A 12858-nucleotide genomic window follows, 5' to 3' on the forward strand; every position below is an offset into this window, starting at 1 on the left:
CCGTCTGACGCTCTGACAACTCAGCGGGTCCAGAGGTCGGTCCAGCGCACGCCGAGCTCCGCGAACATCTCGCGCAGGGCCGGCAGGCTCAGCCCCACCACGTTGTGCGGGTCGCCCTCGAGGCCGCGCACGAAGGCGCCACCGAGCCCGTCCACGGTGAACGCACCCGCGACGTGCAGCGGCTCGCCAGTCGCGACGTAGGCGTCGATCTCCTCGTCGGTCACGTCCGCGAAATGGACGACCGTGTCGACAGGGCGCAGGACCTGCCGGCCGGTCGCGACGTCGATGAGGCAGTGCCCGGTGTGCAGTACGCCGGAGCGGCCGCGCATGTCGCGCCAGCGGGAGACCGCCTCGGCCGCGCCACCAGGCTTGCCGAGGAGCCGCCCGTCGAGCTCGAGCACCGAGTCGCAGCCGAGCACCCACGACGTGTCCTCGGGCTGCACGCGGTCGAGCACCGCCCTGGCCTTGAGCTCGGCGAGCCGCGCGGCCAGCATGGCGGGGTCGGTGTCCGTCACCTGCGACTCGTCCACACCGGAGACGACCACGCGCGGCTCGACGCCCGCGTCGCGCAGCGTGGCCAGCCGGGCCGGCGAGGCGGACGCCAGGACGAACCGGCTCACGAGATCCGGGCCAGTGCCGCCTGCAGCGGGTCGAGCCCGATCGAGCCGAGGTCGAGGGCGGCCCGGTGGAACGTCTTGAGGTCGAAGGCGTCGCCGAGCCGTGCCATGGCGTCGTCGCGTGCCTGCAGCCAGATCCGCTCGCCCACCTTGTAGGACGGGGCCTGGCCGGGCCAGCCCAGGTAGCGGTTGATCTCGAACTTGCGCAGCTCGTCCTCCATCCGGGTGTGCTCTCGGAGGAACTGGAGCCCGAGCTCGCGGTTCCAGGTCTCGCCGGCGTGGAAGCCGAAGGGGTTGTCCTCCGGGATCTCGAGCAGCAGGTGCATGCCGATGTCGATGACCACGCGGGCGGCGCGGAAGGCCTGGGCGTCGAGCATCCCGAGATTGTCGCCCGGATCGGCGAGGTACCCGAGGTCGTCCATCAGCCGCTCCGAGTAGAGCGCCCAGCCCTCGCCGTGCCCGGAGACCCAGCACATCAGCCGTTGCCATCGGTTCAGCAGGTCGTGGCGGTAGGCGGTCTGCGCGACCTGCAGGTGATGACCGGGCACGCCCTCGTGGTAGACGGTCGTGACCTCGCGCCAGGTGGAGAACTCCGTCTGGCCGTCGGGCACGGCCCACCACATCCGGCCGGGTCGGCTGAAGTCCTCGGACGGCCCGGTGTAGTAGATGCCGCCGTCGGAGGTGGGCGCGATCCTGCACTCGATCCGGCGGATCGGCTCGGGGATGTCGAAGTGGACGTCGGCCATCTCGGTGATCGTGCGGTCGGCCAGCTCCTGCATCCAGGCCGCGAACTCCTGCTTGCCGGTGATGTTGCGGGCCGGGTCGGCGTCGAGCGCGGCGACGGCGTCGTCGATCGATCCGCCCGGCACGATCTGGCCGGAGACGCGGACCATGTCCTTCTCGATGCGGGCCAGCTCCTCCCAGCCCCACGCGTAGGTCTCGAGCAGGTCGACGTCGGAGCCGAGGAAGTAGCGGGAGCCGAGGGAGTACAGGTCGGGACCACAGGCCTCGGTCTCCCGGCCGCGCGGTGCCAGCTCCTCGTCGAGGAACCGGCCGAACGCCGCCGTGGCCTCGCTGGCCTCGCGGGCGTGCCGGTCGAGCCCCTCGCGCAGCCGGCCCTGCCGGTGCGACCCGTCCACGAACCCGGTGAAGAAGTTGCCGCCCGAACCCTGCTGCCCGGTCCACTGCCGGACCTGGCTCGCGACCTCGGCGATCTGCCGCCGTGCGGCGACATGTCCGTCGTCGGCGCACTGCAGCAGAGTCACGCGGTAGCCCTCGAGCGCCTCGGGGAACGCAGCCAGCCGGGCGTCGACGTGCTCCCAGGCCGCGTCGTCGGAAGTGTCCATCAGGTCGAGCACGGAGCGGATCTCGTGCAGCGCGCTGGTGATCACCGAGACCTGCGACTGCGGCACCTTGGCGTCGTACATCTCGACCTCGAGGCCCAGTCGCTCCAGGAACGCGTCCTTGGCGACCTGCTCGCGCTCGTCGCTCGGCGCCGCGGCGGTGGCGTCGGCCAGCGCCTTGCGGGTGAGCGCCTCGCGGGCGGCGAAGCCGTCGGGGGAGTAGTCGGTGAGCCGGCTCTCGTGCCCGGGGACACCCAGGTACGTCGCGGCCACCGGGTCGAGCGCGCAGTAGTCCTCGACGTAGGCGTCGGCGACGGCGTCCACGGGCCGGGCGGGTGCGGGGAGGTCAGCATCAGTCACAGGGAGCACCCTAGGACCAAGACAGGGGTCGACCGCGTCAGTGGGGCATCGAGCTCGAGCGCCAGCCGCCGGTGCCGGAAGCGTGGAAGCCGCGCACGGCGCGGTGGGGGGAGGCCCACTCCGAGCGGGGCGGCTTCGCCGGAGGTGCCCCCGAGGCCGCGATCCCCTGGAGCACGGCCACCAGGGCGGCCACCTCCTCCGGTGTCGCGTCCCCCTTGACCGAGAACAGCACCGGAGCGGGCGTCTCGACGGGCTCGACGACCGGTCCGTCGGTGCCGGTCACAGTCTCTGATCGTTCCCTACCGGTCACAGTCTCTGATCGTTCCCTACCGGTCACAGTGGGATGTTCCCGTGCTTCTTGGGCGGCAGCGTCTCCCGCTTCGTGCGCAGCAACCGCAGGGCGCGGACGATCTCGGACCTCGTCTCGTGCGGGTGGATGACCGCGTCGACGTACCCGCGCTCGGCCGCGAGGTACGGGTTGGCGAGGTGGTCCTCGTACTCCGTGATCAGCTCGGTGCGCCGGGTCTCCGGGTCGTCGGCCGAGGCGAGCTCGGAGCGGTACAGGATGTTCACGGCGCCCTGCGCGCCCATGACCGCGATCTGCGCGGTGGGCCAGGCCAGGTTGATGTCGGCGCCGAGGTGCTTGGACCCCATCACGTCGTAGGCCCCGCCGTACGCCTTGCGGGTGATGATCGTGACCAGCGGGACGGTCGCCTCGGCGTACGCGTAGATGAGCTTCGCGCCGCGGCGGATGATGCCGTTCCACTCCTGGTCGGTGCCGGGCAGGAAGCCTGGCACGTCGACGAACGTCAGCACCGGGATGTTGAACGCGTCGCAGGTGCGCACGAAGCGGGCGGCCTTCTCCGACGCGTCGATGTCGAGGGTGCCGGCGAACTGCATCGGCTGGTTGGCGACCACACCCACCGGACGTCCCTCGACCCGGCCGTAGCCGACCACCATGTTGGGCGCGAACAGCGCCTGGACCTCGAGGAACTCCTCGTCGTCCAGCACCGACTCGATCACCGTGTGCATGTCGTAGGGCTGGTTGGGGGAGTCCGGGATCAGCGTGTCGAGCGCCCGGTCGGTGTCGTTGACCTCGAGGTCCGCGATCTCGTCGTACGACGGCAGCTCGTCGAGGTTGTTCTGCGGCAGGTAGGACAGCAGCGCCTTGACGTACTCGATCGCGTCGGACTCGTCGTGGCCCATGTAGTGCGCGTTGCCGGACTTGGTGTTGTGCGACCGGGCACCGCCGAGGTCCTCCATCGACACGTCCTCGCCGGTGACGGTCTTGATCACGTCGGGACCGGTGATGAACATGTGCGAGGTCTGGTCGACCATCACCGTGAAGTCGGTGACCGCGGGGGAGTAGACCGCGCCGCCGGCGCAGGGCCCCATGATCAGCGAGATCTGCGGGATCACGCCGGACGCGTGCACGTTGCGGCGGAAGATCTCGCCGTAGAGGCCGAGCGAGACGACGCCCTCCTGGATCCGCGCACCACCGGAATCGTTGATCCCGATGATCGGGCAGCCGGTCTTCATGGCGAGGTCCATGACCTTCACGATCTTCTCGCCGAAGACCTGGCCGAGGGATCCGCCGAAGACGGTGAAGTCCTGCGCGAACACGCACACCTGGCGACCGTCGACGGTGCCGTAGCCGGTCACCACGCCGTCGCCGTACGGCCGGTTCTGCTGCATCCCGAACGCGGTCGAGCGGTGCCGGGCCAGCTCGTCGAGCTCGATGAACGAGCCCTCGTCGAGCAGCTCCTCGATCCGCTCGCGCGCGGTCTTCTTGCCCTTCGCGTGCTGCTTCTCGATCGCCCGCGCGGAGCCGGCGTGCACGGCCTCGTCGAGGCGACGGGTGAGGTCGTCGGCCTTGCCGGCGCTGGTGTGGATGTCGATGTCGGGCGGGACCTCGGTGCCCTCGTCCGGGTTGCTCGCCACTGCCTCGCTCACGGGTGATCCTCTCCTCGTGTTCGTCAGACGTGACACTAGTGCCTGTGAACACCGCCTCGTCCGGCCGCCCACCACTCGAAGCGGGGGCCGTCGCGACCGCGCTGGGTGGCGGCCGGTGGCGTGCGGAGGTGCTCGCCGAGTCCCCGTCCACCAACGCGGTCGTCGCCGCGCGGCTGCGCGCGGGAGAGCCCGAGGGGCTGGTCGTGGTCGCCGACCACCAGACCGCCGGACGGGGCCGGCTCGACCGCAGCTGGGTGACGCCGGCGGGCGCGGCGCTGACCTTCTCGGTGCTCCTCACCCCCGACGAGGCCCCGGTCGCGCGCTGGCCGTGGCTGCCCCTCCTCACCGGCGTGGCCGTGGCCGAGGGAGTACGTCGCACGGTCGGGGTCGACGTCGCGCTGAAGTGGCCCAACGACGTGCTCGCGGAGGAGCGGAAGGTCTGCGGCATCCTCGTCGAGCGGGTCGACGGCCCGCGCCGGGCCGGCGCCGTCGTCGGGGTGGGGCTCAACGTCTCGCAGACCGCGGGCGAGCTGCCGGTCCCGACCGCGACCTCCCTCGAGCGCGCCGCAGGCACGACCGTGGACCGGGTGGCCCTGCTGGCCGGGATCCTGGAGGCACTCGCCGCGCGGTACGACGCGTGGCGGGCGGCCGGTGCGGAGCCGAGGGAGCTGCACGCGGCGTACACCGAGCTGTGCGACACCCTCGGCCGCACGGTGCGCGTCCGGCTGCCGAGCGGGGACGACCTGAACGGTGAGGCGGTGCGCATCGACGCCGACGGCCGGCTGGTGGTGCGCACCTCCCAGGGCGAGACCGTGCTCGGCGCCGGCGACGTGATCCACGTGCGACCGCAGTGAGTCCCTGCGTGCCATGATCGTCGCGTGTCCTTCCCGAGCCGGCTCCTCAACGAGGGCGAGCACATCGTCGTCAGCACCCGCACCCATGTGAAGGCGCTGCTCGTGCCCGCGCTGCTGCTGATCGTGCTGGCGGGCGTGGCCGGGTTCCTGGTCACGATCGTGCCGGAGTCGAGCGCGAAGCCGTTGGTGCAGATCGTGATCTGGCTGCTCACCGGGCTGGTCGCCCTCTGGTGGGTGGTCAAGCCGTTCATCGCGTGGCTGACCACGTCGTACACCTTCACCAACCGCCGGTTCATCAAGCGCAGCGGTTTCATCGCCAAGCAGGGCCGGACCATCCCGCTCAACCGGATCAGCGGTGTCGACTTCGACATCGGGATCCTCGACCGGGTGTTCGGCTGCGGCACGCTCGTCGTCTCCGACGCCAGCGAGACCGGCACTGTGCTCCTGCATGACATCCCGCAGGTCGAGCGCGTGCAGATGCAGGTGTCCGACGAGCTGCACCGGCTGGCCACCCCGGGATCCGAACGGACCGATGACGGAGCCTGACCCGTTCACCCGCGAGCAGCTGGAGTCCACGCTGCTCGGCGACGCGCCGCGGCTCACCAGCGACGAGGTGGCCGAGGCGGCCGGGGTCCCGGTCGAGGACGCACGGCGGCTCTGGCGTGCGCTGGGGTTCCCCGACGTCGGCGAGAGTGCCGCCTTCACCGACGCCGACCTGGCCGCGCTGAGCACCATCGTCAGCACGGTCGAGCAGGGTGCGATCGACTTCGACACCGCCGTCCGGCTGACCCGGGCGGTCGGCCAGACCGTGGCCCGGCTCGCGGACTGGCAGGTCGGCACGCTCGCGTCCCGGGTCGAGCAGCTCGAGGCCGGCGACCAGGCGACCGGCAGCCGGATCGGCAGCGCCCTCCGCCTCGCCGAGCAGGTCGGTCTCCCGTTCGAGCGGCTCCTCGTCTACGCCTGGCGGCGCCACCTCGCGGCGGCCGTCGCCCGGGTCGAGACGCTCGGGGCCAACGACGAGGACCTGCACACCGTCGAGGTCACCGTCGGGTTCGCCGACCTCGTGCAGTTCACCGCGCTGTCCAACGAGATGGACGAGGACCGGATCGGCGACATGGTCGAGATCTTCGAGTCCCGGTGCGGCGACGTGGTGGCGGGCCGGCACGGGCGGATCATCAAGACGCTGGGCGACTCGGTCCTCTTCGTCTCCGAGGACCCGGGCAAGGCCATGGACATCGCGTTGTCGATCATCGACGTCATCGGCAACGACACTCGCCTGCCCGACGTTCGGATCGGGATGGCCACCGGTGCGGTGGTGATGCGGCTCGGGGACGTCTTCGGCCCGCCGGTGAACCTGGCCGCCAGGCTGACCGGGGTGGCCAGACGCAACCGGGTCATCACGGACAGCCGGTCCGCCGCCTTGCTCCCGGACGACCAGTTCGAGTGGCGGGCGCTCCCGCCGCGGCCGCTGAGGGGTTTCGGGGTGGTCGAACCGGTCACGGTGCGACGCACCTGAGCGGACTCCGCAGTCCCGGATTGACTAGACCGGCCGGTAGTCATTTCGGACCAACCTTCTCGAACCGCACACCATGTCCGATTTGTCTCTTTACTGTGGCGAGCATGATGAGTGTGCAGGGGGTTGTCGTGGACCTCGCGACGCGTCGGGTATGGCGCGACGGTGCGGAGATCCGCATGTCGAACAAGGAGTTCGACCTGGTCAGCTACCTGATCGCGCGCGCCGGCGACGTGGTGACCCGCGAGGAGCTGATGCGTGAGGTGTGGCAGACCACCTTCTGGACGTCCGCCAAGACCATCGACGTGCACCTGGGCTGGGTGCGCCGCAAGCTCGGCGACGACACGCGCCGACCGACGCTGATCACCACCATCCGCGGCCGGGGCCTGCGCTTCGAGCTCAGCCCGCCCGTGTACGCCGACCAGCCGGCCGCCGCCCAGTCCGCCTCCTGACCCCCGCCGGGCGCCGACCGCCCGCTCGATAGGGTCGGCCCCGTGAGCACCCCAACCGTCGCGATCATCGGCGGCGGCCAGCTCGCCCGGATGATGGCGCAGTCCGCCGTCGCGCTCGGCGTACCCCTGCGGTTGCTGGCCGAGGGCCCCACCGTCTCGGCCGCCCAGGTGGTGGCCGACACCCTCGTCGGCGACTACCGCGACCTCGAGACGCTGCGCAAGATCACCGACGGATGCTCGGTCGTGACGTTCGACCACGAGCACGTCCCCACCGAGCACCTGCACACCCTGACCGCCGAGGGGCACGCCTGCCGTCCCGGGCCCGAGGCTCTCGTGCACGCACAGGACAAGGCGGTGATGCGGGAGCGGCTGACCGCTCTCGACGTGCCGTGCCCGCGGCACGCGGTCGTGGTCGGCACCGACGACGTCGAGGCGTTCGCGGCCAGTGTGGGCGGCTTCCCCGTGGTGCTGAAGACGACACGCGGCGGCTACGACGGCAAGGGGGTGTGGGTGGTGGGCACCGCCGCGGAGGCCGCGGAGGCGTTCGAGACCGCCCGCTCGACCGGCGTCCGGATCCTCGCGGAGGAGAAGGTCGACTTCAGGCGCGAGCTCTCGGCGCTGGTGGCGCGGTCACCGTCCGGGCAGGTCGCCGCCTACCCGGTGGTCGAGTCCGTCCAGCGCGACGGCATCTGCTGGGAGGTCGTGGCACCGGCGCCGGACCTGGCCGCGGGCCTCGCGATCGAGGCACAGCAGATCGCGATGAAGGTGGCCGCCGAGCTCGACGTGACCGGCATCCTCGCGGTCGAGCTGTTCGAGACCCGCGACGGCCGGGTGCTGGTCAACGAGCTCGCGATGCGGCCGCACAACACCGGCCACTGGAGCATGGACGGCGCCGTGACCGGGCAGTTCGAGAACCATCTGCGCGGCGTCCTCGACCTGCCGCTCGGGGCGCCCGAGGCGCGCGCGCCGTGGACGGTGATGGTGAACATCCTCGGCGGCGACGACGCGCGGCTGTCCGGTGACCTGTACGCCGGTTATCCGCACGTCCTCGCCCGCGACCCCCGGATCAAGGTGCACCTGTACGGCAAGGACGTGAAGCCCGGGCGCAAGGTCGGCCACGTCACGGCGTACGGCGACGACCTCGAGGAGGTGCGCGAACGCGCCCTCCATGCCGCGGCCTGGTTCCGCGGCGAACTCGGCGAAGAGAGCGAGTGACCTGATGACGGTCCAGCCAGGCGACACCACGCCCCGCGTCGGCATCGTGATGGGGTCGGACTCCGACTGGCCGGTGATGAAGGACGCGGCGCAGGCGCTCGAGGAGTTCGGCGTGCCGCACGAGGCGGACGTCGTCTCCGCGCACCGGATGGCCGAGGAGATGCTCGCCTACGGGAAGAGCGCCGCCGAGCGGGGACTCTCGGTGATCATCGCCGGCGCCGGCGGCGCGGCCCACCTGCCGGGGATGCTGGCGTCGGTGACGCCCCTGCCCGTGATCGGGGTGCCGGTGCCGCTGAAGTACCTCGACGGCCTGGACTCCCTGCTGTCCATCGTGCAGATGCCCGCCGGCGTACCGGTCGCCGCCGTGGCGATCGGCAACGCCCGCAACGCCGGCCTGCTCGCGGTCCGCATCCTGGCCGCATCCGACGCGGAGCTCCGCCAGAAGCTGGTCGACTTCCAGGACGACCTCGCCGCGTCGGCGCGCGAGAAGGGCAAGGCGGTGCGTGGCGAGTCCGAGCACCGCCTCGGCTTCTGACCACCGATATCGGTAGCCCGAGCGTGACCCCCAGACCACGGTGGGACTACCGATATCGGAGGGTCAGTCAGGTGTCAGCCCGGTGTGCTCGGCGGCGAAGGCCAACAGGTCCGCGGTCTCGTTGGCGATGACCCTGGCCGGCTTGCCGAGCGCGTGACCGGTCGACGTCTCGATCCGGGCGAGCACCGGCGCTGCACCCACCTGCGCCCGCTGTAGTGCGGCGGTGAACTTGAAGCTGTGCGCCGGCACCACCCGGTCGTCGTGGTCGCCGGTCAGCACGAGCGTGGCCGGGTACGACGTACCGTCCGCGATGTTGTGCAGCGGTGAGTACTCCCGCAGCACCGCGAACTCCTCCGGGTCCTCCGGCGAGCCGTAGTCGGCGATCCAGGCCGCGCCGATCGTGAACAGGTGGAAGCGCAGCATGTCCATCACGCCCACCGACGGCAGCGCCACCGCGGCGATGTCGGGTCGCTGGGTGATCACCGCGCCGACCAGCAGGCCGCCGTTGCTGCCGCCGTGCAGGGCGAGCTGCTCCCGCGTGGTCACGCCCTGCTCCACAAGGTGGTCGGCGATCGCGGCGAAGTCGTCGAAGACGTTCTGCTTCTCCCGGAGCCGGCCCGCGTCGTGCCACTCCGCGCCGTACTCGCTGCCGCCCCGCAGGTTCGCGACCGCGAGTACGCCGCCGGCGGCCAGCCAGGCCGAGAACGTCGGACGGAAGTGGTTCAGGATCGGGATGTTGAAGCCGCCGTACCCGTAGAGCAGCGTCGGCCGGGGCATGTCGAGCGCCAGGTCGCTGTGCCGGAAGAGGAAGTACGGGATCTCCGTCCCGTCGAGACTGGCCGCGCGTCGACGCTCGGTCACGACCTCCGGCGCGGTCCAGGTCGAGGACCCCTGCTCGAGGCCCGTGACCTCCTCGACCCGACCGTCGGCGAGGTCGAGCCGGTAGGACGTGAGGGGTGAGGACACCGACGCGGTGCCGATGAACACCTCCGGGTCACCGGCCTCGGCGTTGACGGCGACCACGGTACCGGCGTCAACGGGCACGACGCCCCGGTCGGAGCCGTCCAGTGCGAAGCGGGTGATCCTCGGCTGGGCATCCACGAGGTGGATCGTGAGGATCTCGTCGCCGGCTCCCTGCGCTGCCCACAGTGCGCCGTCGGTCTCGGGCACGACGTCCTCGGTGCTCAGCCCGGCGGGGTCGAACGACCCCAGGTCGACGCTGACCACCTTGCCCAGGGGCGCCTCGTGGTCGGTGCGCAGGTACAGCCGGTCCCCGTCGATGCGGACGAAGTCGAAGACGGCGTACACGTCGTCGACGACCTTGAGGGGCTTGCCGAGGCTCGCGCGGCCCCTGTCCACCTCGACGGGGTAGACCCAGAGCCGGTTCTTCTCGGAGGTGCCCTCGTGGATGTTCACCACGACGTACCGCCCGTCGTGGGACAGCTCCGGGGTCACGCCGATGCGTGGGTTCTCCGGGAACTCCAGGACCAGCTCGTCGTCGCTCTGTGGCGTGCCGACCCGGTGCAGCCTGAGCCTACCCCCGGGGAGGGCCGCGGCGTCGGTGCCGGTGCCGGTGCCGTCCACCTCGTAGTGCAGGTACAGGAACGAGCGGTCCGGCAGCCACGTCGCCGACGAGAACTTCACGTTGGTGAGCGTCTCGAACGGCTCGGCCGGCTCGGACCCGTCGAGCGGGAGCAGCCGGACCGACGTCCAGTCGCTGCCACCGTCACTGACGAGGTAGGCCAGCAGGGCGCCGTCCCTGCTCGCCGTGCGGTCGAACAGCGACGAGGTGCCGTCCTCGGAGAACTCGTTCGGGTCGAGCAGGAGTCGGCCGCCGGCACGCAGCTCGTCGAGGGTGTCGGCGACGTACAGCTGGTCCTGCTCGAGGGTGCCGTCGTTGCGGGTGACGACGTACCGCTCACCGAGCTTGTCCGGCGTGCCGGCCCGTGGACGGCTGACGTACGCCGACAGCCGCTCGTGGAACCAGGGGCGCGAGACCAACGCGTCGAGGTGCTCGCGCGAGACCTCGTTCTGCGCTTTCACCCAGGCCCGGGTCTCCTCGGAGTCCGGGTCCTCGAGCCAGCGGTACGGATCCTCGATCCGCGTCCCGTGCAGGGTCTCGGCGGTGTCGTCGCGCCTGGTCTCCGGGTAGTCGAAGCCCATCACGCCACCGACCCCGCCAGGCGTGGCCACTCGATGGCGGGGCAGGTGTCCATGACCATCCGCACCCCGGCGGCGACAGTGCGTTCGTACGCCGCCTCGTCGATCACGCCGAGCTGGAACCAGACCGCCTGGGCCTTGATCGCCACCGCCTGGTCGGCGAACTCGCCTGCCGCCTCGGATCGGCGGAACACGTCCACGACGTCGACCGGGAACGGGATGTCGGCCAGCGTTGCGTAGCCCTGCTCGCCCAGCACCGTCGGTGCGTCGGGGTGCACCGGGACGATCCGCTTGCCGCGGTCCTGCAGGAACTTCGCGATCCGGTAGGCGGTGCGGTCGGGGTTGCCGCTCAGGCCCACCACAGCCCAGGTGTCGCAGTCCTCGAGCATGAAGCGGATGTCGTCGGGGGCCAGCCAGGGCCGACGGGGGCGATCGGTCATGCCCCGACGATAGTCCGGCCCGGAAGCGGTCCGCCGCGGGGAGCGTCGCTCACCGCGCGCGGGCCAGGAGCCCGGCGAAGGCGCGTTCGTACGCCGAGTCGGCGGTCGAGACCCGCGCCGGGTGGGTGCCGGTGTGGTCGACGGTGAACTGGTGGCCCGTGGGTGTCCGCCAGTGATGGACGCCGGGCTCGGGTTGTCGGTGTCGCCAGCCCTTGCCGTGGGTCTTGACTCGGTGTTCGAAGCGGGTGAGCTTGCCGAGGTTGCCGATCCGGGTCTGCCCGGGTGGCCCGGTGCTGTCGGTGGTCGAGCCCGTCGAGACCCAGGGGATGGTGTGGTCGAGGTCCATCCGGTGTCCGGTGGCCGAGGAGTACGGGAACGCCGATCCCGGGCTACGCAGATGCATGAGGTCGCGGAGCCGGTCCGGGACCTCGTAGCCGTCCACCGGACGGTCGGCGTCGAGGTCGATCACCGGCCGGATGGTCACCTGGGAGTGCCGGAGGAACTCCGAGGCCTGGCCGATCGTGATCGGCCCGACGCCCTCCATCCGCGCCACCCCGTCCCCGTTCTGCATCGACTCCCGGGAGACGTGCACGTAGAGGATGGCCGGCGGCAGTTGTCCGGTGGTCGAGCCCGTCGAGACCGCGCCGGTGGTCGAGCCCGTCGAGACCGGGTCACCACCCACCGAGCTGGCCGACCGCAGCAGAGCCAGTGCCCGGCTCGGATGGGCGAGGATGCCGAGGGCCTTGGAGCGGCGGGCGCCGACCGGGTCGGTGTCACCGTGCTGGAGGAGGATCTCGGCGATCCGGTCCACCATCGCGACCAGGTAGATCACCTCACCCGCGGTCGCCTTCGCCACCAGCGTCTTCAGGCCGTGCTCGTTGGACTGCCCGGTGACCACGAACCGCTCCAGCTCCGCCGCCACCCGTCGGGCCTCGGCGGCGGCCGGGTCGGCGGCGATGATCCGCGCCTCCAGCAGGTCGACGAACCGGCCCCACGGCAGCGTGGCCAGGTACGGCGTCGTCGCTTCGTCCACCTGCCGGGCCTGGGCCAGGGTGAGGCCGGTGGCCCGGGTCCGGGAGGCGACGTGCCGCGCCTGCCACACCCGCACCGACCCGGCCAACAACGCAGCCCACAGCTTCGGCAGCCGATGCCGGACGTCGAGGGCGTCGGCCATCAACGTCGCCGCGGCGACGTGCGACCGGCCCAGCAGCACACCGAGCTCGGCGGCCGCGAACTCACCCGCGAACGGCGTCCCGTCACCGCCGTACCGCCGCGCACGCTCGGTCCCCGGCAGCACCGTCCCCGACGACATCGGGTGCAGGTCCGCCCACTGCGCGGCGAGCACGAACTGGCGCGCCTCCACCTCCAGCAGAGCAGCGTTGGACTCGACGATGGCGTCGGCCACTGCCTGCCGCT

At 71.4% G+C, this 12858-nt stretch carries 13 protein-coding genes; 6 read left to right on the forward strand and 7 right to left on the reverse strand.

The annotated features are described in order from the left end of the window. Positions 1 to 20 precede the first annotated feature (20 nt). Genes VFH10_RS13995 through VFH10_RS14010 form a run of 4 tightly spaced genes read right to left on the reverse strand, consistent with a single transcriptional unit; the run spans position 21 to position 4261 of the window. Positions 21 to 620 carry a nucleoside triphosphate pyrophosphatase gene (locus VFH10_RS13995; RefSeq protein WP_325129593.1) on the reverse strand — a complete coding sequence of 200 codons (600 nt, stop codon included), beginning with the start codon at positions 618 to 620 and terminating at the stop codon, positions 21 to 23. Continuing rightward, positions 617 to 2320 (reverse strand): DUF885 domain-containing protein, encoded by a 1704-nt coding sequence (locus tag VFH10_RS14000; protein WP_325129595.1) that lies wholly within the window; start codon positions 2318 to 2320, stop codon positions 617 to 619. The genes VFH10_RS13995 and VFH10_RS14000 overlap by 4 nt, the downstream gene beginning before the upstream one ends. Before the next feature lie 37 nt (positions 2321 to 2357). Continuing rightward, positions 2358 to 2603: an acyl-CoA carboxylase subunit epsilon gene (locus VFH10_RS14005; protein WP_325129597.1), complete on the reverse strand. Its 246-nt coding sequence runs from the start codon at positions 2601 to 2603 to the stop codon at positions 2358 to 2360. Between the two features lie 50 nt (positions 2604 to 2653). After that, positions 2654 to 4261 carry an acyl-CoA carboxylase subunit beta gene (locus tag VFH10_RS14010; protein WP_414689875.1) on the reverse strand — a complete coding sequence of 536 codons (1608 nt, stop codon included), beginning with the start codon at positions 4259 to 4261 and terminating at the stop codon, positions 2654 to 2656. Positions 4262 to 4317: 56 nt separating this feature from the next. Between VFH10_RS14010 and VFH10_RS14015 the strand changes: the two genes are divergently transcribed. From VFH10_RS14015 to purE, 6 genes are all read left to right on the forward strand, one after another. Beyond that, a complete protein-coding gene (locus VFH10_RS14015) occupies positions 4318 to 5127 on the forward strand; it encodes a biotin--[acetyl-CoA-carboxylase] ligase (RefSeq protein ID WP_325129600.1) in 810 nt (269 codons plus the stop codon). A 24-nt stretch (positions 5128 to 5151) separates the two neighbouring features. Beyond that, a complete protein-coding gene (locus tag VFH10_RS14020) occupies positions 5152 to 5673 on the forward strand; it encodes a PH domain-containing protein (RefSeq protein ID WP_325129602.1) in 522 nt (173 codons plus the stop codon). Then, positions 5660 to 6643 (forward strand): adenylate/guanylate cyclase domain-containing protein, encoded by a 984-nt coding sequence (locus VFH10_RS14025; RefSeq protein WP_325129604.1) that lies wholly within the window; start codon positions 5660 to 5662, stop codon positions 6641 to 6643. Before VFH10_RS14020 ends, VFH10_RS14025 begins: the two co-directional genes overlap by 14 nt. A gap of 104 nt (positions 6644 to 6747) precedes the next feature. After that, positions 6748 to 7092 carry a winged helix-turn-helix domain-containing protein gene (locus tag VFH10_RS14030; protein ID WP_325129606.1) on the forward strand — a complete coding sequence of 115 codons (345 nt, stop codon included), beginning with the start codon at positions 6748 to 6750 and terminating at the stop codon, positions 7090 to 7092. A 42-nt stretch (positions 7093 to 7134) separates the two neighbouring features. Beyond that, the gene (locus tag VFH10_RS14035; protein WP_325129608.1) at positions 7135 to 8307 is read left to right on the forward strand and encodes a 5-(carboxyamino)imidazole ribonucleotide synthase; all 1173 of its coding nucleotides are present in this window, start codon (positions 7135 to 7137) and stop codon (positions 8305 to 8307) included. Next, positions 8261 to 8842: a 5-(carboxyamino)imidazole ribonucleotide mutase gene (purE, locus tag VFH10_RS14040; protein ID WP_414689874.1), complete on the forward strand. Its 582-nt coding sequence runs from the start codon at positions 8261 to 8263 to the stop codon at positions 8840 to 8842. Before VFH10_RS14035 ends, purE begins: the two co-directional genes overlap by 47 nt. Before the next feature lie 63 nt (positions 8843 to 8905). Here the strand turns inward: purE and VFH10_RS14045 are convergent, their stop codons facing one another. The 3 genes from VFH10_RS14045 to VFH10_RS14055 all read right to left on the reverse strand — a co-directional run. Continuing rightward, a complete protein-coding gene (locus VFH10_RS14045) occupies positions 8906 to 11035 on the reverse strand; it encodes a prolyl oligopeptidase family serine peptidase (protein WP_325129612.1) in 2130 nt (709 codons plus the stop codon). After that, on the reverse strand, positions 11005 to 11415 hold the full coding sequence (locus VFH10_RS14050) for a CoA-binding protein (protein ID WP_414689876.1): 411 nt from the start codon (positions 11413 to 11415) through the stop codon (positions 11005 to 11007). The genes VFH10_RS14045 and VFH10_RS14050 overlap by 31 nt, the downstream gene beginning before the upstream one ends. A 76-nt stretch (positions 11416 to 11491) precedes the next feature. Further along, positions 11492 to 12858: DUF222 domain-containing protein (locus VFH10_RS14055; RefSeq protein WP_325129616.1), on the reverse strand; the 1367-nt coding region annotated here is incomplete at its 5' end.

The sequence above is a fragment of the Nocardioides sp. genome, assembly GCF_035697785.1.
GTDB lineage: Bacteria > Actinomycetota > Actinomycetes > Propionibacteriales > Nocardioidaceae > Nocardioides_B.

What these genes read in the sequence shown, in the direction of transcription:
- VFH10_RS14025 (WP_325129604.1), top strand. Translation starts at nt 5,660, where the DNA reads ATGACGGAGCCTGACCCGTTCACCCGCGAGCAGCTGGAGTCCACGCTG.
- VFH10_RS14030 (WP_325129606.1), top strand. Translation starts at nt 6,748, where the DNA reads ATGATGAGTGTGCAGGGGGTTGTCGTGGACCTCGCGACGCGTCGGGTA.
- purE (WP_414689874.1), top strand. Translation starts at nt 8,261, where the DNA reads ATGCCGCGGCCTGGTTCCGCGGCGAACTCGGCGAAGAGAGCGAGTGAC.